Source organism: Bacillus nitratireducens, assembly GCF_036320425.1.
GTDB classification, from domain to species: Bacteria; Bacillota; Bacilli; order Bacillales; family Bacillaceae_G; genus Bacillus_A; species Bacillus_A nitratireducens.
On sequence record NZ_JAUMJO010000002.1, the window covers coordinates 346,109 to 367,170 of the forward strand.

Genomic DNA, 21,062 nt, shown 5'->3' on the forward strand with positions numbered 1-21,062 from the left:
ATGAGTAAAATTCGAGTACATGAATATGCAAAAAAAAATAATATCTCAAGTAAAGATCTTATGACAAAACTAAAAGAGATGAATATCGAGGTTTCGAATCATATGACAATGTTAGAAGATGAAGTAGTAAACAAATTAGATAATCAATATAACACTGGAGCAGAAAAACCTTCTGTTGCAGATGAGTTTGAAGTAGAAGAGAAAGTTGTTCGCAGTAAAAAGAACAGTAATAATAAGAAGAAGAAAAAAGGCAAAGGAAATGAAGACAAACGTCAAGATAACTTTGCTGGAAGACAACAAACACAAATAGTAGAAACACCAGATAAAATCACTTTCTCTGGAAGCCTTACAGTAGGTGACCTTGCTAAGAAGTTAAGCAAAGAGCCATCTGAAATTATTAAAAAGCTCTTCATGCTAGGAATTATGGCGACAATTAACCAAGACTTAGATAAAGATACAATTGAGTTAATTGCTACTGATTACGGTATTGAAGTAGAAGAAGAAGTAGTTGTAAGTGAAACTGAATTTGAAACATTCATCGATGAGCAAGATGATGAAGAAAACTTACAAGAACGTCCAGCTGTTGTTACAATTATGGGACACGTTGACCATGGTAAAACAACATTGCTTGACTCTATCCGTAATTCAAAAGTAACTGCTGGCGAAGCTGGTGGAATTACTCAGCATATCGGTGCATACCAAGTTGATGTAAATGATAAGAAAATTACGTTCTTAGATACACCAGGTCACGCGGCATTTACAACAATGCGTGCTCGTGGTGCACAAGTAACAGATATTACAATTCTTGTTGTTGCAGCTGATGACGGTGTTATGCCACAAACAGTTGAAGCAATTAGCCATGCGAAAGCAGCTGGAGTACCAATTATTGTTGCTGTGAATAAAATGGATAAACCAGCGGCAAATCCTGATCGTGTAATGCAAGAATTAACAGAATATGAATTAGTTCCAGAAGCTTGGGGCGGAGACACAATTTTCGTACCAATTTCTGCAATTCAAGGCGAGGGAATTGACAACTTGCTAGAAATGATTCTTCTTGTGAGTGAAGTAGAAGAATATAAAGCAAATCCAAATCGCTATGCAGCTGGTACTGTAATTGAAGCGCAGCTTGATAAAGGTAAAGGAACTATCGCGACATTACTTGTTCAAAACGGTACACTTCGAGTTGGAGATCCAATTGTTGTTGGAACATCATTCGGTCGTGTTCGTGCGATGGTAAGTGATATTGGTCGTCGTGTAAAAGTTGCTGGTCCATCAACTCCTGTTGAAATTACAGGTTTAAATGAAGTACCACAAGCGGGAGATCGTTTCATGGCATTCGCTGATGAGAAGAAAGCTCGTCAAATCGGTGAATCACGTGCACAAGAAGCGTTACTTGCTCAACGTGGTGAGAAATCTAAATTAAGCCTTGAAGATTTATTCCAACAAATCCAAGAGGGCGATGTAAAAGAAATTAACTTAATTGTGAAAGCAGACGTACAAGGTTCTGTGGAAGCAATGGCAGCATCACTTCGTAAAATTGATGTTGAAGGCGTAAAAGTGAAAATTATCCATACAGGCGTAGGTGCGATTACAGAATCTGATGTTATTTTAGCTTCTGCATCTAATGCAATTATAATTGGATTTAACGTACGCCCTGATGTGAATGCGAAGCGTACAGCTGAATTAGAGAACGTTGATGTTCGTTTACACCGTATTATCTATAAAGTAATCGAAGAAATCGAATCAGCAATGCAAGGTATGCTGGATCCAGAATTCGAAGAAAAAGTAATCGGTCAAGCGGAAGTACGTCAAACGTTCAAAGTAACAAAAGTTGGAACAATCGCAGGTTGTTACGTAATCGACGGTAAAATTACACGTGATAGTGGCGTTCGTATTATCCGTGATGGCGTAGTAGTCTTCGAAGGACAACTTGATACGTTAAAACGTTTCAAAGACGACGTAAAAGAAGTTGCACAAAACTATGAGTGTGGTATTACAATTGAGAGATATAATGATCTTAAAGAAGGGGACATCATTGAAGCGTACATTATGGAAGAAGTGAAGCGATGATTATCGCTTCACTCTCATTCGAGTGTATGATTTACGATGTGCATTCTTTAAAAGAGAAACGAGCAATTTTGCAAAGGGTGCTAACTCGTGTGAAGCAGCGTTATAACGTAGCTGTTTCAGAAGTAGGGCATCAAGATGTATGGCAACGTACAGAAATTGCAATTGTTTCCGTATCCTCAAATCGTGTTATCTGTGAAAAAGAAATGAATCGTGTACTCGAGTACATCGATTCATTTCCTGAAATTGAACGTACGATAACACAATTGGAATGGTACTGAATGAGGTGAAGAATTATGAAATTACGTGCAAACCGTGTAGGCGAGCAAATGAAAAAAGAATTAGGCGACATCATCAGTCGTAAAATTAAAGATCCACGTGTCGGATTTGTTACAGTAACAGATGTACAAGTGAGTGGAGATTTACAAATTGCTACAGTATATATTTCTGTTTTAGGTGATGAAGAACAGAAAGAAAGTACATTAAAAGGTTTAGCGAAGGCAAAAGGCTTCATTCGTTCAGAAATTGGCCAACGTATTCGTCTTCGTAAAACACCGGAAATTTCTTTTGAATTTGATGAGTCTATCGGATATGGTCATCGAATTGATACACTTTTACATGAAATTAATAAAGAAGGTAAACGTGAAGAATAATGGATAGACATATGTCTATCCATTTTTTCAATGCAAAATAAGTTTTGGATATTTATTATGAAAGAATTATGATGAGGTGAACATATATGGAAGGTGTAGTATTATTACATAAGCCGAAAGGCATGACGTCACATGATTGTGTATTTAAATTAAGGAAGATTTTACGTGAGAAACGAATTGGTCATACGGGAACATTAGATCCAGATGTAACGGGCGTATTACCGATTTGTGTTGGTAAAGCAACGAAAATTGCACAATTTTTAACAAGTGAGACGAAAACGTATGAAGGTGAAGTAACATTAGGATTTTCTACGACGACTGAAGATGCTTCGGGTGAAGTTGTAGAAACGAAAAATGTAGATCGTGTTATTACACGAAAAGAAGTAGAAGATGTTCTTGCAAAGTTAACAGGAACAATTGAACAAATGCCACCGATGTTTTCAGCTGTAAAAGTAAACGGGAAAAAACTATACGAATATGCTAGAGCAGGTCAAGAGGTTGAACGTCCAGTTCGTACAATTACAATTCACGAATTTGTATTACTTGATGAACGTGAAGTTTTTGAAGGGGAAAACATTTCATTCCGTTTCCGTGTAACGTGTAGTAAAGGAACATATGTAAGAACGCTAGCAGTAATGATTGGTGAAAAACTTGGTTTTCCATCACACATGTCCCATCTTGTAAGAACAGCATCTGGTGAATTTTTACTAGAAGATTGCATATCATTTGAAGAAATTGAAGAAAACGTGCAAAATGGAACAGTAGAGTCTATCTTCATTTCAATTGACGAAGCGTTAAGTAAGTTTCCGAAAATGGTTGTAGATGAAAAGCAAGCAGAAAAAATAAAAAATGGTATGTTCTTAAAGAATGAATTAGAAATAACAGCACCATTTATTACAGTATTTGATAAAAATGATTGTTGCTTAGCGATTTATGAGCACCACCCAAAACACCCTGGTATGCTAAAGCCAATGAAAGTACTTGTGAATAATCAAGAACTAAAGCTATAATGAATTATCGGAAGGATTATTACAGAAAAAGGTGAATTCAAGCGTGAAACTTATTCATTTAACTCATCCACATGAACAAAATAAATTAGAATTACCACCTACTGTAATGGCATTAGGATTTTTTGATGGCATTCATTTAGGACATCAATGTGTGATTCGAACTGCGAAGCAAATAGCGGATGAACGGGGATATAAAAGTGCAGTTATGACATTTTATCCTCATCCATCTGTTGTTTTAGGGAAAAAGGAAGCGCATGTGGAGTATATTACACCAATGCGTGATAAAGAAAAAATAGTCGAAAGTTTAGGAATCGATATATTATATGTTATTAAATTTGATGAATCATTTGCAGGATTATTACCACAACAATTTGTAGATGATTATATTATTGATTTAAACGTAAAGCATGTAGTAGCAGGATTTGATTATTCATATGGACGTTTAGGGAAAGGGAAGATGGAGACTTTACCATTTCATGCAAGAGGGGAGTTTACACAGACCGTGATCGAAAAAGTTGAATATCAAGAAGAAAAAGTAAGTTCTACTTCATTACGAAAGTTAATTCGAAATGGAGAAATGGAGCAGATTCCATCTATTTTAGGGAGAGCTTATACGGTAGAAGGAACAGTTGTGCACGGTGATAAGCGTGGACGCCAAATTGGCTTTCCAACTGCAAATGTAGGTTTAAGTGATGAATATCTACTCCCACCTGTAGGTGTATATGCAGTGAGATTGAAAGTTCACGATGAATGGCACGATGGCGTATGTAATATTGGATATAAACCAACTTTTAAAGAGAATGAGCGCCAATTATCTATTGAAGTACATCTATTTGAATTTAATAAAGATATATACGATCAAAGTGTCACGGTGGAGTGGCATATGCGTATAAGAGAAGAAAAAAAGTTTAATGGTATTGATGAGTTAGTAGCACAAATCGCGAAAGATAAGAAAATCGCCCAAGAATATTTTTCAAGCGCAAAGAATATACTTGCTTTTTCAAATGAAAAGTAGTATTCTATGTTATGTACTTTATGACAACCATTGCTTGGCATTGCGACTCACCGACGCTTGCTAGGTAACTGGGGGTTTAATTAATAGGAGGTGAAATAGGATGGCTTTAACACAAGAGCGTAAAAATGAAATCATTGCACAATTTAGAACTCATGAGACTGATACTGGTTCTCCAGAGGTTCAAATTGCTGTCCTAACGGAGCAAATTAACACTCTAAACGAGCACTTACGTACTCACAAGAAGGATCATCATTCACGTCGTGGTCTATTAAAGATGGTTGGTAAACGTCGTAACTTACTTACTTACCTTCGTAATAGCGATATCACACGTTACCGTGAATTAATCACAAAGCTTGGCTTACGTCGATAGTCAAAGAAGCGGGAATATTCCCGCTTTTTTGTTAGGTAAAAATATATCTTCTACTCTTTATAGCTTATTAAATTTTCGGCAATACTAGAGGAAAGAATATTGTGATATACTATCCATTTACATAGAAGAATTGAATATTTTAAATTGAGAGGGGTACTTAAATGAGTCAGGAAAAGCAAGTCTTCTCGATAGATTTAGCTGGTCGTCAGCTAACAATTGAAACAAGTCAGCTTGCAAAACAAGCGAACGGAGCAGTATTAGTAAGATATGGCGACACAGCAGTTCTATCTACAGCAACTGCATCAAAAGAGCCAAAAAATGTAGATTTCTTCCCACTTACAGTAAACTATGAAGAGCGTTTATATGCAGTCGGAAAAATTCCAGGCGGCTTTATTAAGCGTGAAGGCCGTCCAAGTGAAAAAGCAATTTTGGCAAGTCGTTTAATCGACCGTCCAATTCGTCCACTTTTCGCAGATGGTTTCCGTAACGAAGTACAAGTTGTCAGCATTGTAATGAGTGTTGATCAAGATTGTTCTTCTGAAATGGCAGCTATGTTTGGTTCTTCATTAGCGTTATCGATTTCAGATATTCCATTTGAAGGCCCAATCGCTGGTGCAACAGTTGGTCGTATTAATGGCGAGTTCGTTATTAATCCAACAGTAGAACAGCAAGAACAAAGTGATATTCACCTAGTTGTAGCTGGTACGAAAGATGCAATTAACATGGTTGAAGCAGGAGCAGATCAAGTACCTGAAGAAACAATGTTAGAAGCGATTATGTTCGGTCATGACGAAATTAAACGTCTAATTGCATTCCAAGAAGAGATTGTACAAGCTGTAGGTAAAGAGAAATTAGCAGTAAAACTTTATGAAGTTGACGCTGATCTTAATCAAGCTGTACGTGAAATGGCTGAGAAAGATATGCATTCAGCGATTCAAGTACATGAAAAGCATGCACGTGAAGATGCAATTAACGAAGTGAAAAAGCGTGTAATTGAACATTACGAAGCGCAGGAAGCTGACGCTGACACATTAGGACAAGTAAGTGAGATTTTATATAAAATTGTAAAAGAAGAAGTACGTCGTCTTATTACAGTTGAAAAAATCCGCCCAGATGGCCGTAAAGGTGACGAAATCCGTCCATTAGCATCAGAGGTTGGTATTTTATCTCGTACACACGGTTCTGGTTTATTCACACGTGGACAAACACAAGCACTAAGTATTTGTACATTAGGTGCATTAGGCGATGTACAAATTTTAGATGGTCTTGGTGTAGAAGAATCAAAACGCTTTATGCACCATTACAATTTCCCATCATTTAGTGTTGGTGAAACAAGACCGATGCGTGGACCAGGGCGTCGTGAAATTGGTCACGGTGCACTAGGAGAACGTGCTCTTGAGCCTGTAATTCCATCTGAAAAAGATTTCCCATATACAGTACGTCTTGTATCTGAAGTTTTAGAATCAAATGGTTCTACTTCACAAGCAAGTATTTGTGGTAGTACTTTAGCAATGATGGATGCTGGTGTTCCACTTAAAGCACCAGTTGCAGGTATTGCAATGGGTCTAGTTAAAACTGGTGAGCATTACACAATTTTATCTGATATTCAAGGTATGGAAGATCATTTAGGTGATATGGACTTTAAAGTAGCAGGTACAGCAAAAGGTGTAACTGCACTGCAAATGGACATTAAAATCGATGGTCTATCTCGTGAAATTTTAGAAGAGGCATTACAACAGGCGAAAGTTGGTCGTGTGCACATTCTAAATCATATGTTATCTGTTATTGCAGAGCCACGTACTGAATTATCAGCGTATGCTCCAAAGATCATTACAATGACAATTAACCCAGATAAAATCCGTGACGTTATTGGGCCGAGCGGTAAACAAATCAATAAAATTATTGAAGAAACTGGCGTTAAAATTGATATCGAGCAAGATGGTACAGTATTCATTTCTTCAATAAATCAAGAAATGAATGACAAAGCTAAGAAAATTATCGAAGATATCGTTCGTGAAGTACAAGTAGGTGAAATCTACGAAGGAAAAGTGAAACGTGTTGAGAAATTCGGTGCTTTCGTTGAATTATTCAGCGGTAAAGATGGATTAGTCCACATTTCTGAATTGGCACTTGAGCGTGTAGGTAAAGTAGAAGACGTTGTGAAAATCGGTGATGTAATTACAGTTAAAGTTATCGAGATTGACAAGCAAGGTCGTGTGAACCTATCTAGAAAAGTATTGCTAAAAGAAGAGCAAGAAAAAGAAGCTGCGAAAGAAGAAAATAAACAAGAGCAGCAATAAGTAAAAGCCAGTTAAACTGGCTTTTTTTGTTATGTAAAAAACATGATTTGCATATATTTTTATGTCAGTATAGGTATAGTTTTCATCATAACGCTCAAATTAACAAAGATAAGAAGAAAATGGTTTTCTTTTTATATAGTTAATGGGAGGGTTTATATGAAAGTTCGTATATTTGCATACATATTAATATTTTCTTTATATGTTGGTTTAGGCTCTTATTCCGTTTTTGCTCAAGATAGTTTGTATGAAGAAATTCAAAAACAAGCAAAACAGTATGAGGTTGTTCCGCAAAATGCGGTGATTGATAAGATTTGGAAAGCGACACCAGGATATAATGGAAGACAAGTGGATGTAGAAGCATCCTACAATAATATGAAGACGCTCAAGAAGTTTGATCAACAACAACTTAAATTCAAGGAAGTATCACCGAGTGTCCATCTAAAAGATTTACCACCAGCTCCCATTTATCGAGGGCACCCAAATAAAAAAATGGTGGGATTAACAATTAATGTGGCATGGGGCAATGAGTATTTGCCTCGTATATTAGAGATATTGAAAAAACATGATGTGAAGGCGACTTTCTTTTTAGAAGGACGTTGGGTGAAAGAAAATTTGAGGTTTGCAAAGATGATTGTAGATGCGAATCAAGAAGTAGGAAATCATTCTTACACACACCCCAATATGAAAACGTTATCTTCGGAGGAAATACGAGAGCAATTGCAAAAAACGAATCAAATGATAGAAGTAGCTACGAATCAAAAGGTGAGATGGTTTGCTCCTCCAAGTGGAAGTTTTCGGGATGAGGTAGTAAAGATAGCGGATGATTTTCAAATGGGTACGATTATGTGGACGGTAGATACAATTGATTGGAAGCGACCAGAACCAGGCGTGCTATTGCAGAGAGTAATGCGGAAAATACATCCAGGTGCTATCGTGCTAATGCATCCTACTTCATCTACAACGGAAGCATTAGAAACTATGATTAAAAATTTGAAGGAACAAGGATATAAAGTAGGGAATATAACAGAATTACTGGATGAAAAACGTGTAGATTAAATACATTTGCATGACATTCATCCTTAAACTTGTTATCATTAAATAATAGCAATTATTTAGAGAAACTGGCATTAGGAGGAAAGTTTTTGATTAAAAAATATACGTGTAAAAATGGTGTAAGAATTGTTATGGAGAATATTCCAACTGTACGCTCAGTTGCGATTGGTATATGGATCCATGCAGGTTCAAGAAATGAAAATGAAAAAAACAATGGGGTTTCGCACTTTTTAGAGCACATGTTCTTTAAAGGGACAGAAACACGTAGCGCGCGAGAAATTGCAGAATCATTTGATAGCATTGGCGGACAAGTAAATGCTTTTACTTCAAAAGAATATACATGTTACTATGCAAAGGTGTTAGATGAGCATGCTAAATACGCGTTAGATGTTTTAGCAGACATGTTCTTTAATTCAACATTTGATGAGGAAGAACTGAAAAAAGAGAAGAATGTTGTATGTGAAGAAATAAAAATGTACGAAGATGCGCCAGATGATATTGTACATGATATGTTAACGAAAGCAACATATGAAACGCATCCGCTTGGATATCCTATTTTAGGAACAGAAGAAACACTTGAAACATTTACAGGTGATACGTTACGTCAATATATAAAAGATCATTACACACCTGAAAATGTAGTTGTATCAATTGCAGGAAATATTGATGAATCATTTTTACAAATTGTAGAGCAATATTTCGGTAATTACGAAGGCACAACAAATCGTGAACAAGTACATAGCCCAATTTTCCATTTCAATAAAGTATCACGTAAGAAGGAAACAGAACAAGCTCATTTATGCTTAGGATATAAAGGCTTGCAAATGGGACACGAAGATATTTATAACTTAATTGTATTAAATAATGTTTTAGGCGGTAGTATGAGTAGCCGTTTATTCCAAGAAGTACGTGAGCAACGTGGATTGGCGTACTCAGTATTCTCTTATCACTCTTCTTATGAAGATACAGGGATGTTAACGCTTTACGGTGGAACAGGTAGCCAACAATTAGATACACTGTATGAAACAATGCAAGAGACGTTAAATACGTTGAAAAATACAGGTATTACAGAAAAAGAGCTTGTTAATAGTAAAGAGCAATTAAAAGGAAACTTAATGTTAAGTTTAGAAAGTACGAATAGTCGTATGAGCCGTAACGGTAAAAACGAATTACTTCTTCGTAAACATCGTTCTCTTGATGAAATAATTGAAAGTGTAAATACTGTAACAAAACAAAATGTAGACGAATTAATTCGTAACATGTTTACAGATGAATTCTCTGCGGCACTTATTAGTCCAGATGGAAAATTACCAAAAGGAATGAAACTTTAGTTGGTTTTATGATTCATTCCTTTTCGAGAATAATCGTATCTCATTTATATGAGGTACGGTTATTTTTTTTATATATGCAGAATAGGTACTTATTATAGGAGGCTTTTATAAAAAGATAAGGGGGAGATTTCATGCGTTTAAGTGAATTAAGTGGTAAAGAGATTGTGGATTTAGAAAGAGCGGAAAAAATGGGAGTTTTAGGTCACGCAGATGTAGAAATTAATGAGCGAGACGGGCGAATACAAGCTCTTATAATACCGCTTGGGAAATGGGGAGGCTTTAAAAGAGAACAACAAGAAGTGAGGGTGGAATGGAACCAAATTAAGAAAGTGGGACACGATATGGTAATTTGCGATTTTACAAATCATACAAAGTCAGAATGAAAGATGACCGTTTTGGTTGTCTTTTTTCTTATTTTTATATAGAGCAGATAAAACATGTGTGCTTTTTGTTTTTCAATCACCTCAAACTCGTACATTACATATGATGTGGAGGAAAAAGAAAAAGTAGGCATTTTTCTTATAAATGAAAGAAAAAGAAGGTGAATTAGGGAATGTTGACTGAGATGCATATCGCTGTCATAGGAGGAGATGCACGGCAGCTAGAAGTAATTCGCAAGTTAGTTGAACTAGATGCGAAACTTTCATTAATAGGGTTTGAACAGCTAGATCATGGCTTCACTGGGGCAGCAAAAGAAAGTATACAGGATTTAAATTTCGCTGCTTTAGATGCCATTATTTTGCCAGTTGCAGGGACGAATGCCAAAGGAGAAGTAGATACTATTTTTTCAAATGAAAAAGTTTCTATTACGCAAGAGCAAATTGAAAAAACACCAGAACACTTTACTATATATTCAGGTATCGGAACACCTTATTTGGAGAATCTTGTATCCACTACGAATCGAAAACTTGTAAAATTATTTGATCGTGATGATGTTGCAATTTATAACTCTATTCCGACTGTAGAAGGTACACTAATGATGGTTATTCAACATACTGATTATACAATCCATGGATCGAATGTAATGGTTTTAGGGTTTGGTAGAACTGGTATGAGTGTAGCAAGAGCCTTTCAATCATTAGGAGCACATGTCAAAGTAGGAGCGAGACGATCGGAACATATTGCTCGTATTACAGAAATGATGTTTTCTCCTTTTCATATGCAAGACATAGAAAAAGAAGTAGGTAATATCGATATTGTGATTAACACAATTCCGCATCTCGTTGTGACAGCGAATGTTATTTCAAAAATGCCAGCTCATACGTTAGTAATTGATTTAGCTTCGAAACCAGGCGGTACCGATTTTAGATATGCGGAGAAAAGAGGAGTCAAGGCGTTGTTAGCACCTGGTTTGCCGGGTATTGTTGCTCCGAAAACAGCCGGACAAATTTTAGCGAACGTTCTTTCTCAGTTACTAGCAGAAGGTGCAATAGCAAGAAAGGAGAATGGGGAATGAATTTAAAAGGGAAAAGAATAGGATTTGGTTTTACAGGTTCACATTGTACGTATGAGGAAGTGATGCCTCATTTAGAAAAATTAATTGCTGAGGGAGCAGAAGTACGTCCCGTTGTTTCTTACACTGTTCAATCAACAAATACTAGATTTGGAGAAGGAGAAGAGTGGATTAAAAAGATTGAAGAAATAACAGGTTTTAAGGCAATTAATTCAATCGTTGGCGCAGAACCACTAGGACCTAAAATTCCACTAGATTGCATGGTGATTGCACCACTAACAGGAAATTCTATGAGTAAATTTGCAAATGCAATGACAGATTCTCCAGTACTAATGGCAGCAAAAGCGACGCTAAGAAATGGAAAGCCTGTTGTGTTAGCTGTTTCGACGAATGACGCTTTAGGGCTTAATGGGGTTAATCTAATTACACCAATAAGGTGACGACAAAGCGCGAACGCTTATATGTCGCCATCTTGAGGGAGCCTAGGGTAAAGCACAAGTTCGAAATCATCAAGCCTTTGCCACTTTTCTTTCTTATAAACGGCTTTTTCTAAAACCGACTTTAGGAGGCTGTTTTTCTTTTTGGGATCATCTGTTTTAAAGTACAGGTCGAGAACATGCTCCACTTGAGGTATGGTATCTTTCTTGACTTTTTCCTTCTTAATTTCGGTTTTAATTTCTTTCTTTAAGTTTTCCATCGTGGAAGTAATTTCAGTAACGCGATCAGAAACTACATTTGAGCGTTCTAAAAACATATCGACTGTGTAAACGCCACGTTCTAATAAATCATGTAAATTATTTTTTTGTTTTTGGACATCCACTAATTCTTTTTCAAGCTTGCGTAATGCAGCTTCATTCATTTGAATAACTTGTGTTTCTTTTAACTTGTCATCTTGCTTATGTTTTTCAAAATCAGCTTTATAATTGATGTACCATTCTTTTAATGCCTCGAGTAAACGCTTCTCGATTAATTCAGTATAGCTTGATTTGTTTTCGCAACCACGGTGCTTACAATCCATTGTTTCCTTTCGATTTTTCGGATAACGTTGGACCATACTATAACCACATTTACTACATTTAATAATGCCGGCTAGAGGATTTTTAATTCCATTTGTATTGTAAGGAACGTGGTACCTCGAATTTAATTTTTCTTGTACTTGCTCAAACAAACTTTCTGGGATAATAGGATCATGTTTACCATCAGCAATAATCCAATCTGATTTATCTTGTCTTGCACAGCTACGTTTCACAGCGTCAGGACGTTTTACTTCTTTTCGTTTTTGCCACGTTACTTTTCCGATGTACACATTGTTTTTTAATATATCCAAGATGCTATAAGGATTCCATTCATTCCCTAACTTACTCTTATAGCCAAGATTGTTTAACTTGTTCCTAATTGCACTCGCACCCATATCCTCATTTGCATACCAATCAAATATCATTCTTACAACAGAAGCTTCTTCTGAATTAATTGTTAAAGTACGCTCTCGCTTATTTAAACGGTGTATATCATATCCGAATGGTGCATGTGTACCAAGGTAATTTCCAGCCTCTACACTGGCAACACGACCGCGTTGCATACGCCTCGTAATAATCTTTAGCTCCTTACGTGCCATAAACGCTTCAAATTCGCTGTATTCTTCGTCCCACTCATCATTAAGGTCATAAGTCTTCCTAGGTGTCATAATCTTTGTATTCGAGCGTTTAAACGTCTCTAAAATGATTCCTTGCTCTTTCATACCACCACGACCTAAACGGTCCATATCCATACAAAGAACAACATCATATTTATTGTCTTCAATTTCTTCAAGTAGCGCTAACATTTCAGGGCGTTTCACTAAGCTCTCACCAGAAACAATTTCCTCACGGACAGCTAAAACATTTAAGTTCATTTCCTTGGCAATTTTCAACAGGGTAGAGCGGTGCTTTGCTAAAGTTTCACCTTCGCCTCGTGCTTCGGCCTCGAGATCAGCCCGGGATTTGCGTAGGTAGATTGCGGTTTTCATAGTGGGAGAACCTCCTTTGTATTATTTATTATATAAAAAATAATACGAATAAATATATATTTTTTAAGTCCGAAACAAAACATACGTTCTTTTTTGTGTAGAAATAAAAGGCGTGAGGATATCAGCCTTTTATTTTTAATTATATTAGTGATATTGGATAAAGATAGATTCTCTAAAGCAAATATTATTGAACAGTAACAAATTTCTTAAAGAATGCCTTACGCTTTGTCTTATCATATACGTATGGATCGTTAAACTTTTTGACCCAAGACTTGTCTTCAACTTTTAAATCTTCAATCTTAAATCCAAGATATGTATTCAAAGAATTTCTATCCAAGCTAGTGCTATATGTTTTCCCATCGAATGGAAGAGTTATTTTTACTGTATTTAAATCTGGAAACTGTCTTAGTAATCTAGCAGGTTCGCTTACAAACATTTTCTCAATAGCATCTCCAGTTGAAAAATATTGTTTATATTGTTCTTCTGTATTTAAGATAGTGGGGTTAGCTGATTTATAGGATGAAAATGAATCATGGAATGTAATTTCAGCCTCATTATTGCTAAGTTTCATATCTTTAATAAAGTTGCCGCCTCTGATGTTTTGGGCATAGGAGGCAAATTCTTTTTGTTTTTCTTCAGCCTTTTTTTGTTCCTCAGCTAATTTTTTTTCTTCAGTTTTTTGTTTATTCTCAGCCTTTTTTTGTTCCTCAGCTAATTTTTTTTCTTCAGCTTTTTGTTTATCCTCAGCCTTTTTTTGTTCCTCGGCTAATTTTTTTTCTTCAGCTTTTTGTTTATCCTCAGCTTCTTTTTGCTCTTTAGCTTTTTGTTCCTCTTCGGCTTTTAGCTTGTCTTCAGCTTCTTTTTGCTCTTTAGCCTTTTGTTTCTCTTCGGCTTTTAGCTTGTCTTCAGTTTCTTTTTGCTCCTTAGCCTTTTGTTTCTCTTCGGCTTTTAGCTTGTCTTCAGCTTCTTTTTGCTCTTTATCCTTTTGTTTCTCCTCGGCTTTTAGCTTGTCTTCAGCTTCTTTTTGTTCTGTAGCCTTTTGTTTCTCTTCGGCTTTTAGCTTTTTTTCAGCTTTTTGTTTAGCGAGAATTTCTTGTTTTTCTTGTGGTGTCATGTTCATGTTAACTACAATTAATGAAATAATAGATAAAACAAAAGCTATACCTGTAAGCTTAAAATATTTCTTAGTGGTTGGTTTCTTTTTAAAACGAAACACCAATGATGTGATTAGTAAAATAAACGTGGCTATCATTGCTATTGCAAATAGAAATGAGAAAAATATTTTCATCTATGTAACTCCTAACTTATAAAGTTGTATTTTAAATTCATATTAATAGGTTTTTAAACGAGCAAAATTTTCTGGAATCCCATAGATTTCAGCTACTTCTTGAATTGATAGATTAGTATCTTGATATTCAGAAATCATTTCATCAGTTAATAAGAGCTCGACTGCAAATGTATTTGCTTCAATCTCTAACCGATCTACAGAATACAGAGTTTTATTTCTTAAAAATGGAGTATTTGCTTTTGGGTGTAATAGGGCATGTCCAAGTTCATGAGCACACACAAAACGTTGAGTAGTTTCGTCGATTTGATTATTAACATGAATGAATTTGAAGCGTTTGTATGTGTTGTAAAAACCAAGAGTATTCCCAAGGTCTTCAAACAACACTATAATATTTTTTCGTCTAGCAATTTCAAATGGATTTGTTGTTTCATGTTTTTCAGCGATTTTGAGTGCATATTCTTTAATTTCCATTTCTCGCTCCGTTCAATCTTTTTTATACTTGTTTGGAGTGAATTTTTGTTTTGCTAATTGTTTTGCCATGCGCATTGAGTTCTCCAGAGAAATACGAATCATTTCTTTTGTATGGTCGTCTATTGGTTCTCCGTCAAACATTAACGCTTCATCACTGTTTTCTAAATCCTTTAATGTTTTTTCTAAGTCACGTGCAATATCACGTTCATCTTTAGGAGATAATTTAATATCGTTTGGTTTATTAAGATAACCAATTTCCTCTAATAAATTTGTCTTATCTTTATTTATAGCTTTAGCAATTTGCTCAATGACAGCTAATGTTGGCTCAACAGGTTTTCCATTTCGAGGGTCTATACCCTTTTCTAATTTATCTATATAAGAATGGCTTAGTTGGCAACGTGTAGCAAATTCTCTTAATGAAAGGTTACGTTCTTGACGGTATTCACGTATTATCATGCCTAATGTTTTCATATCTTGTCCCTCCTTGAATACAATTGTAATCTATCGTTTACAAAAAAGCTAAAAAAATAATGTACTTCATGGTTGACGCGGTGTATTCAATGGAGTACAATTTATTTTGTAATCAAATGAATACATAGGTGGTGATTGAATGAACCATGTAGCAAAAATTCGTAAACAATTGAATATGTCACAAGACTCACTTTCTAAAAAGGCGAAGGTATCAAGGCCATATTTATCTAATATTGAAAATTTGAAAGTACAACCTAGTGTCGGGGCCGCCATTAGAATCGCTTAAATAAGCGGGTAGAGGATCTTTTTTAACTAAAATGTAAACCATAGTGTACAAAGGGGTGAGAAAATGCCATCAACTAACATGGCAGTACCAACAGAACCGTCGCATAAACATATAAAAAGCACTTCAAGAGGTGACACCATGAGCCAACAAGAAGAATATGCGGCGACTTATGAATTTGGAAAAACGAAAGTCCATGTTGTGGCTCCTGAGCCAAAATCACAAAAGGATATTGATAAAATCCGTCAAGCATATTACAAGGCTGGTTGGGCCATCATCAAAGAAATACAAGTGAAAGAAAACATTGAGGAATAGTTCCTCTCTTTTTACATGAATAATAGACAAGTTACATATGTACTAAATTCATTGTAACCATTTGAAAACTAAATATGGAGGCGAACAGATATGGGAACAAGCATATACTGCAATTCAGCAATAGGGGAATTATTACAGAATGCTAGAGAATGTTGTGATAATGTTCAGCTGAAAACGAAGAAAGGGTTATCTAAGTACCTTGGTATTACACATGAAAGATTAACCCGTATTGAATCTGGACTTTCTAAACCAGAATTTGAGCTTGCGATGGATTGGTGCCATGCAACAGGAGCAAAGTTGAATCAACAAGCGATTAAACATATTTATGGTGTTGGATTACCACCTACAGATCCACGTTTAACTCAAGATGTAAATCTACAATTGATGAACTACATTAAACAGGCTGAAGAGGGGATTGCGGCAGCGAAGGAAATCATGAACTTACAAGTTGCAACAAGATCATGGAAGCTTGATGAAAAGAAGAAACATGAATACGCAGTTCATGCAAAAGAAATCTTCGATACAATCCAAGCTACTCAGTGTGTAGTACAAGCTCTTGAACAAGTTCATTTTGGCATTATGGAACAAATACAAAGAAGTTGGTTGCAAAAGGCTATGTCAGAGAACGTTATTATTCAATCGGTGGATAGCTTAATGGCTTTAACAAAAATGCTGTAAAGGAGGAAGAAAAATGACAGTAGATTATAAGAAACCAAGTTTAAGAGAATATAAGGAATTAATTCGTTATGATGCAAAACTAACTGGTGAAATTAAAATAGCACAAATGCTTGGTGAGGATTCAAAAACAGTTGAGTTAAAGCAAGAGAAGAAGTTAGTGGGGATTCGAATCAAAATTATTGAAGCATCATTCATTTTGAAACATAAATGGGCAAAAGAAAAAGCTACCGCCTAGACAACAGTAGCTCTGAAAAACATCGTAAAGCAATTATAACATTATATAAATCATTTGGACAAGCCACTGTGCTTGTCGTTATGACCAGAAAGGATACCCCTACAATGTTCCTTTCTGGTTGTAACGATGCGTACAGCATCAATTCAATTAGAAAGGGGATGTAATTCATGAACGATAAATACGATTGTCTTCATGATCTAGTTCTTCCAGGAGATTTTTCATTTGCGGATAAACTTCATAATTGTATGGTTGCATGCGTTCATAACATGTTTCATGCAGAATCAATCGAAGAATCAAATCGCTGGGAAGAAGAACTGGAGCGATGTATGAAAGAATTTAAAATGCTTCGTGATACAAAAGAAGAACATGAGGCATCGATGAGTTATCGTGTAGTGATTAAAGATTTAAGAGCAAGAGGAGTTAACGCCTCATTAGTAAGACGCAGAAAATAAAAAAATCTATCACTTAGCAGAGTGATAGATAAATGGTTTTGCAAAAGATCTTAGGAGTAATTATATCAAATTAGTATTCGTATAACAACGGGGTGTGTTGCATGCTTTTAAATAAATCATCACATAGAGTGTTGCTGAACCCTAAAGTATTTCAACAAGCAATATCAGAGCAACACCTAACTTACTTAGTAAAACAATATCTCAAAATAGGATACAAGAATTATCGCTTATTACGAGTAGAGGACGGATTCGCGATATGTAAACGGGAGGATGAATAATATGGCAGTTTATAGACCAGTACATGTTTCATTTTGGCAGGATTCATTTGTTTTAGATCTTACACCGGAGGAAAAGTATTTCTACTTATATTTGATGACAAACAGTAAGACGTCTCAATCAGGAATCTATGAGCTTCCACTTCGTATTATTGAAACTGATACAGGATACAATCGTGAAACTGTTATGAAGCTATTAGAACGTTTTGCTGACTATGGAAAAATTAATTACAACCAAAAAACAAAAGAGTTGTTTTTAATCAACTGGTTGAAATTCAATCCGATTAAAAATGTAAACATTGAAAAGTGCGTCTTAAAAGAGATTCAATCTGTGAAGGACCAGGATTTTTTAGTTGATTTCTATGAAACTTGTTTGCAATTAGAACGAGGGCAAGATTTTAAAATCCCTCGTATTAAGGAGTATTTATCAGTCCGTTTGGAGGGACTTATAAGGGGCTTCCAAGACCCTAGCAAGGAAGAAGAAAAAGAAAAAGAAGAAGAAAAAGAAAAAGAACAACAACAAGAACAACAACAAGAAAAACGCGCAAGCGCGGAAGGAGTTGTTGAGGTTAATCCGATTTCTTTTTACGAACAAAACTTCGGATTGATTACACCTTTTATCGCAGATGGTATTCATGCATGGGTAGATGATTTAAATGCAGAACTTGTTGTAAAAGCTATGGAAATCGCTTTAGAGAAAAATACAAGAAATATGAATTACGTTAATACGATTTTAAGAGATTGGCATCTTAAAGGCTTTAAAACAGTAACTGATGTTGAGGCAGCTGATAAAGCATTTCGTGCTCAGCGATTAACAAAAGTGCAGAAACAGACGCAAGCCCCTTATCAACAAAAAGGCTTATCAGAATCTACTAAAAATGTAATACAGCAGCAACAATCATGGGAACAAAACATTCCAACGGATGAAGAGCTTGCAGTACTTAATCAACAGAATGGGTGGATGGTTCAATGAGTAACGATATGATTCGTAACGCAGAAGCTGAACAAAGTGTTTTAGGTAGCATTATTCAAGAAGGCGATTTAATTAAAGATTGCCAACTGAAGCCAAAGCAGTTTTCTAATCCAACACATCAAGCGATTTTTAAAGCGATGAGAGAACTTGAGGATGCAGAAGTCCCAATAGATCTTGTTGCTCTCATGGGGAAATTTGAAGACAGTTTTATGAATCAAATTGGTGGTATTGCGTTCTTTGTAAACTTAACCGAAGTTGTTCCAACGACGAAAAACTTTTCGTATCACGAAGGTTTAATTATCGAAGCTTGGAAAATGAGACATGCTCAAGAGGTTGCTGGTAATTTATATAATCGTCTTCAGCAAGAAAGAGATATGAGCGCTATTAGTACATCGATTGATGAATTAAGCGCAATTGAAGAAACAGGTTATTCAGATGATTTTAACCTAAAGGAAACGCTCGTTGATTTATATAAAAAAATGCAAGTTGATGTTGGAGATTTAACGGGAATAAATACTGGCTACGATGATTTGAACAGAATGACAGCTGGACTACAAGAAGGGGACCTAATCATTGTTGGTGCACGTCCTTCGATGGGGAAAACAGCTTTCGTATTAAACGTTGCTTATCATGCAGCGAGTTCTAATACAGCAGTAGGCGTCTTTTCGTTAGAGATGGGAGAAGAACAGCTACTTAAGCGGATGATCTCAAGTACTGGAAATATAGATGCTACGAAATTAAAGAACCCTAAAAAACTATGTAATTTAAAGGATTGGGAAAAGATTAGCCAAGCAATGGGGTTAATAAACGATTTGCCGTTAGAAATATACGATAAAGCAAATGTAGCGATGCAAGAGATTTACGCAAAGACTAGGAAACTAAAGCGCAAATACCCAGACAAAAAGGTGCTAGTCGCAATTGATTACTTGCAGCTTATTGTAGGTGATCCGAAGCATAGAGGAAACCGCATGCAGGAGATTGGGGAGATTAGTCGCAAGTTGAAACTTATGGCACGAGAACTAAATGTATGTGTAGTTGCATTATCGCAGTTAAGTCGTGCTGTTGAAAGCAGACAAGATAAAAGACCGTTACTCTCAGACTTACGTGAGAATGGTCAAATTGAGCAAGATGCGGATTTAATCGCATTCTTGTATCGCGAAGATTACTATGACCGTGAAACAGAAAATAAAAACATTACAGAAATCATTTTAGCGAAGCAGAGAAATGGTCCAGTTGGTGTTGTTGAACTCGCATTCATTAAAGAATTTAGTAAGTTTGTAAATTTAGAGCGTAAGTTCAATCATCAACAGGAGGCTTAATCATGTTGTTACGGCAGGAAGTAGAACGTAGAAAACTAGCGATTATTCGTAAATTATTGGGAATAGGATTATCAGAAATTAATGGACAAACATTAGAGCAGCTAAAGTTAACGCAGCTTGAAGGGATTTTAATAGCAAGTTTGCAGGTATTGGAGGGGAAAAACAGTGCCAAAGCAATTAACAATTTTTGACGTGGAACCAGTTGTATCATTTGATCCTAAGAAAGCTCATATTCAACGTTTGAATTCAAAATTACGGTATGCAGATGTGGTTGTACAAATACCACGTCAAGCCAAAGCGATTGATGAATTAAAACCAACGACAGCACCTGATAAGCGTTACGAATTATTTGAGGATTATACAATTGGGATTTGGCGTTATAAGCGAGTGGAGGATAAACAATTTGATTGGGAAGAAGCTGAAGAGATATGTAAGCGAGCAAGGGATAGCAAAGAGCCGATTCCAATACGACTCCATTTATCACTTGAACAATCATTTGTTCCAGAAAATGTTGTGCGATATTTGTAGACAAATAAAAAAGCCGAGATTGCTCCCGACATAATTATTCGACAAAGTAATTATAACATATGGGAGTGATCTTGGTGGGAATTAGAAAAGAAAATCTTGTAGAAATGACAGCTGAAATAGATTTGAAAATAAACGGAATATATGTTGTTAAAAATGGTCAAGTCCAATTAATAGAACCACCTCAAGGTGGATTTGGTGAACAATCATTTGTATATCAAAGTGGAAAAGTAATTCGTATGGAAGAACGAAAAACACAGTTACTTTAATTAAATTTGAATTTTATTAAGAAAGTGGACTGAAAGCATAGATAATTAGATGGGGAAAAGAGCATCATCACTGAAATAAAAAAGCCCTGCACACAGGGCGTATAAAAAGATACCTTAGCAAAAACGACGATTAGGGGGACGTATTAGCTAAGGTATCTGTATAGGTAATTGCATACTAAGTATGCAATTAGGAGCATTGTTGAATGTATTGGGTTATTCAACACGTTCAGAATAACACGAAATTTCTGCTA

Annotated in this window: 25 protein-coding genes and 1 pseudogene; 22 read left to right on the top strand and 4 right to left on the bottom strand. The window is 35.8% G+C overall.

The features are described from left to right. The 12 genes and pseudogenes from infB to dpaB form a co-directional block, all read left to right on the top strand. Positions 1 to 2,070, top strand: coding sequence for a translation initiation factor IF-2 (gene infB / locus Q3V31_RS08120; protein ID WP_000036350.1), 2,070 nt, complete (start codon positions 1 to 3; stop codon positions 2,068 to 2,070). Then, positions 2,067 to 2,348 (top strand): DUF503 domain-containing protein, encoded by a 282-nt coding sequence (locus Q3V31_RS08125; RefSeq protein ID WP_000582364.1) that lies wholly within the window; start codon positions 2,067 to 2,069, stop codon positions 2,346 to 2,348. The genes infB and Q3V31_RS08125 overlap by 4 nt, the downstream gene beginning before the upstream one ends. A 15-nt stretch (positions 2,349 to 2,363) precedes the next feature. After that, positions 2,364 to 2,720: a 30S ribosome-binding factor RbfA gene (rbfA, locus tag Q3V31_RS08130; RefSeq protein ID WP_000776443.1), complete on the top strand. Its 357-nt coding sequence runs from the start codon at positions 2,364 to 2,366 to the stop codon at positions 2,718 to 2,720. A gap of 86 nt (positions 2,721 to 2,806) precedes the next feature. Then, entirely contained in the window at positions 2,807 to 3,730 is a 924-nt protein-coding gene (gene truB / locus Q3V31_RS08135) for a tRNA pseudouridine(55) synthase TruB (protein WP_000399333.1), read from the top strand. Positions 3,731 to 3,773: 43 nt separating this feature from the next. Next, positions 3,774 to 4,745 carry a bifunctional riboflavin kinase/FAD synthetase gene (gene ribF, locus Q3V31_RS08140; RefSeq protein WP_000766725.1) on the top strand — a complete coding sequence of 324 codons (972 nt, stop codon included), beginning with the start codon at positions 3,774 to 3,776 and terminating at the stop codon, positions 4,743 to 4,745. A 100-nt stretch (positions 4,746 to 4,845) separates the two neighbouring features. After that, positions 4,846 to 5,115, top strand: a complete 270-nt coding sequence (gene rpsO, locus Q3V31_RS08145) for a 30S ribosomal protein S15 (RefSeq protein ID WP_001229392.1) — start codon at positions 4,846 to 4,848, stop codon at positions 5,113 to 5,115. A gap of 161 nt (positions 5,116 to 5,276) precedes the next feature. Then, positions 5,277 to 7,415, top strand: coding sequence for a polyribonucleotide nucleotidyltransferase (gene pnp, locus Q3V31_RS08150; RefSeq protein ID WP_000076732.1), 2,139 nt, complete (start codon positions 5,277 to 5,279; stop codon positions 7,413 to 7,415). Between the two features lie 156 nt (positions 7,416 to 7,571). Next, positions 7,572 to 8,471 (top strand): polysaccharide deacetylase family protein, encoded by a 900-nt coding sequence (locus Q3V31_RS08155; protein ID WP_000868215.1) that lies wholly within the window; start codon positions 7,572 to 7,574, stop codon positions 8,469 to 8,471. An 86-nt stretch (positions 8,472 to 8,557) separates the two neighbouring features. Then, positions 8,558 to 9,799, top strand: coding sequence for a M16 family metallopeptidase (locus Q3V31_RS08160; protein WP_000593008.1), 1,242 nt, complete (start codon positions 8,558 to 8,560; stop codon positions 9,797 to 9,799). Positions 9,800 to 9,930: 131 nt separating this feature from the next. Next, positions 9,931 to 10,182 (top strand): YlmC/YmxH family sporulation protein, encoded by a 252-nt coding sequence (locus Q3V31_RS08165; RefSeq protein ID WP_001239742.1) that lies wholly within the window; start codon positions 9,931 to 9,933, stop codon positions 10,180 to 10,182. A gap of 170 nt (positions 10,183 to 10,352) precedes the next feature. After that, the gene (gene dpaA / locus Q3V31_RS08170; RefSeq protein ID WP_016130177.1) at positions 10,353 to 11,255 is read left to right on the top strand and encodes a dipicolinic acid synthetase subunit A; all 903 of its coding nucleotides are present in this window, start codon (positions 10,353 to 10,355) and stop codon (positions 11,253 to 11,255) included. Further along, positions 11,252 to 11,677, top strand: a pseudogene (gene dpaB / locus Q3V31_RS08175) (dipicolinate synthase subunit B); the annotation flags it as partial. The gene dpaA and the pseudogene dpaB, both read left to right, overlap by 4 nt. Positions 11,678 to 11,709: 32 nt before the next feature. Here dpaB and Q3V31_RS08180 read toward each other — a convergent pair. The 4 genes from Q3V31_RS08180 to Q3V31_RS08195 all read right to left on the bottom strand — a co-directional run bounded on the left by Q3V31_RS08180 (position 11,710) and on the right by Q3V31_RS08195 (position 15,487). Further along, entirely contained in the window at positions 11,710 to 13,257 is a 1,548-nt protein-coding gene (locus Q3V31_RS08180; RefSeq protein WP_329764296.1) for a recombinase family protein, read from the bottom strand. Between the two features lie 184 nt (positions 13,258 to 13,441). Beyond that, positions 13,442 to 14,545, bottom strand: a complete 1,104-nt coding sequence (locus tag Q3V31_RS08185; RefSeq protein WP_329764298.1) for a hypothetical protein — start codon at positions 14,543 to 14,545, stop codon at positions 13,442 to 13,444. Positions 14,546 to 14,587: 42 nt separating this feature from the next. Further along, complete coding sequence (locus tag Q3V31_RS08190; RefSeq protein ID WP_000403108.1) at positions 14,588 to 15,016, bottom strand: ImmA/IrrE family metallo-endopeptidase; 429 nt, start codon at positions 15,014 to 15,016, stop codon at positions 14,588 to 14,590. A 12-nt stretch (positions 15,017 to 15,028) separates the two neighbouring features. After that, positions 15,029 to 15,487: a helix-turn-helix domain-containing protein gene (locus Q3V31_RS08195; RefSeq protein ID WP_071718868.1), complete on the bottom strand. Its 459-nt coding sequence runs from the start codon at positions 15,485 to 15,487 to the stop codon at positions 15,029 to 15,031. A gap of 139 nt (positions 15,488 to 15,626) precedes the next feature. Between Q3V31_RS08195 and Q3V31_RS08200 the strand changes: the two genes are divergently transcribed. The 10 genes from Q3V31_RS08200 to Q3V31_RS08245 all read left to right on the top strand — a co-directional run bounded on the left by Q3V31_RS08200 (position 15,627) and on the right by Q3V31_RS08245 (position 20,811). Beyond that, entirely contained in the window at positions 15,627 to 15,773 is a 147-nt protein-coding gene (locus Q3V31_RS08200; protein WP_329764301.1) for a helix-turn-helix transcriptional regulator, read from the top strand. A gap of 63 nt (positions 15,774 to 15,836) precedes the next feature. Further along, positions 15,837 to 16,085 carry a hypothetical protein gene (locus Q3V31_RS08205; RefSeq protein WP_097920369.1) on the top strand — a complete coding sequence of 83 codons (249 nt, stop codon included), beginning with the start codon at positions 15,837 to 15,839 and terminating at the stop codon, positions 16,083 to 16,085. A gap of 90 nt (positions 16,086 to 16,175) precedes the next feature. Then, positions 16,176 to 16,763, top strand: coding sequence for a hypothetical protein (locus Q3V31_RS08210; RefSeq protein ID WP_016127486.1), 588 nt, complete (start codon positions 16,176 to 16,178; stop codon positions 16,761 to 16,763). Positions 16,764 to 16,776: 13 nt separating this feature from the next. Then, positions 16,777 to 16,998, top strand: a complete 222-nt coding sequence (locus Q3V31_RS08215) for an RNA polymerase subunit sigma (RefSeq protein ID WP_098388202.1) — start codon at positions 16,777 to 16,779, stop codon at positions 16,996 to 16,998. Positions 16,999 to 17,165: 167 nt separating this feature from the next. Continuing rightward, the gene (locus Q3V31_RS08220) at positions 17,166 to 17,450 is read left to right on the top strand and encodes a hypothetical protein (protein WP_329764306.1); all 285 of its coding nucleotides are present in this window, start codon (positions 17,166 to 17,168) and stop codon (positions 17,448 to 17,450) included. A gap of 279 nt (positions 17,451 to 17,729) precedes the next feature. Then, positions 17,730 to 18,698 (top strand): DnaD domain-containing protein, encoded by a 969-nt coding sequence (locus Q3V31_RS08225; RefSeq protein ID WP_329764307.1) that lies wholly within the window; start codon positions 17,730 to 17,732, stop codon positions 18,696 to 18,698. Then, complete coding sequence (gene dnaB / locus Q3V31_RS08230) at positions 18,695 to 20,017, top strand: replicative DNA helicase (protein ID WP_329764309.1); 1,323 nt, start codon at positions 18,695 to 18,697, stop codon at positions 20,015 to 20,017. Before Q3V31_RS08225 ends, dnaB begins: the two co-directional genes overlap by 4 nt. Positions 20,018 to 20,019: 2 nt before the next feature. After that, a complete protein-coding gene (locus tag Q3V31_RS08235; protein ID WP_329764310.1) occupies positions 20,020 to 20,208 on the top strand; it encodes a hypothetical protein in 189 nt (62 codons plus the stop codon). Further along, positions 20,183 to 20,545, top strand: coding sequence for a cell division protein SepF (locus Q3V31_RS08240; RefSeq protein ID WP_098987455.1), 363 nt, complete (start codon positions 20,183 to 20,185; stop codon positions 20,543 to 20,545). Before Q3V31_RS08235 ends, Q3V31_RS08240 begins: the two co-directional genes overlap by 26 nt. Before the next feature lie 74 nt (positions 20,546 to 20,619). Then, entirely contained in the window at positions 20,620 to 20,811 is a 192-nt protein-coding gene (locus tag Q3V31_RS08245) for a DUF3954 domain-containing protein (protein ID WP_000512853.1), read from the top strand. Positions 20,812 to 21,062 lie beyond the last annotated feature (251 nt).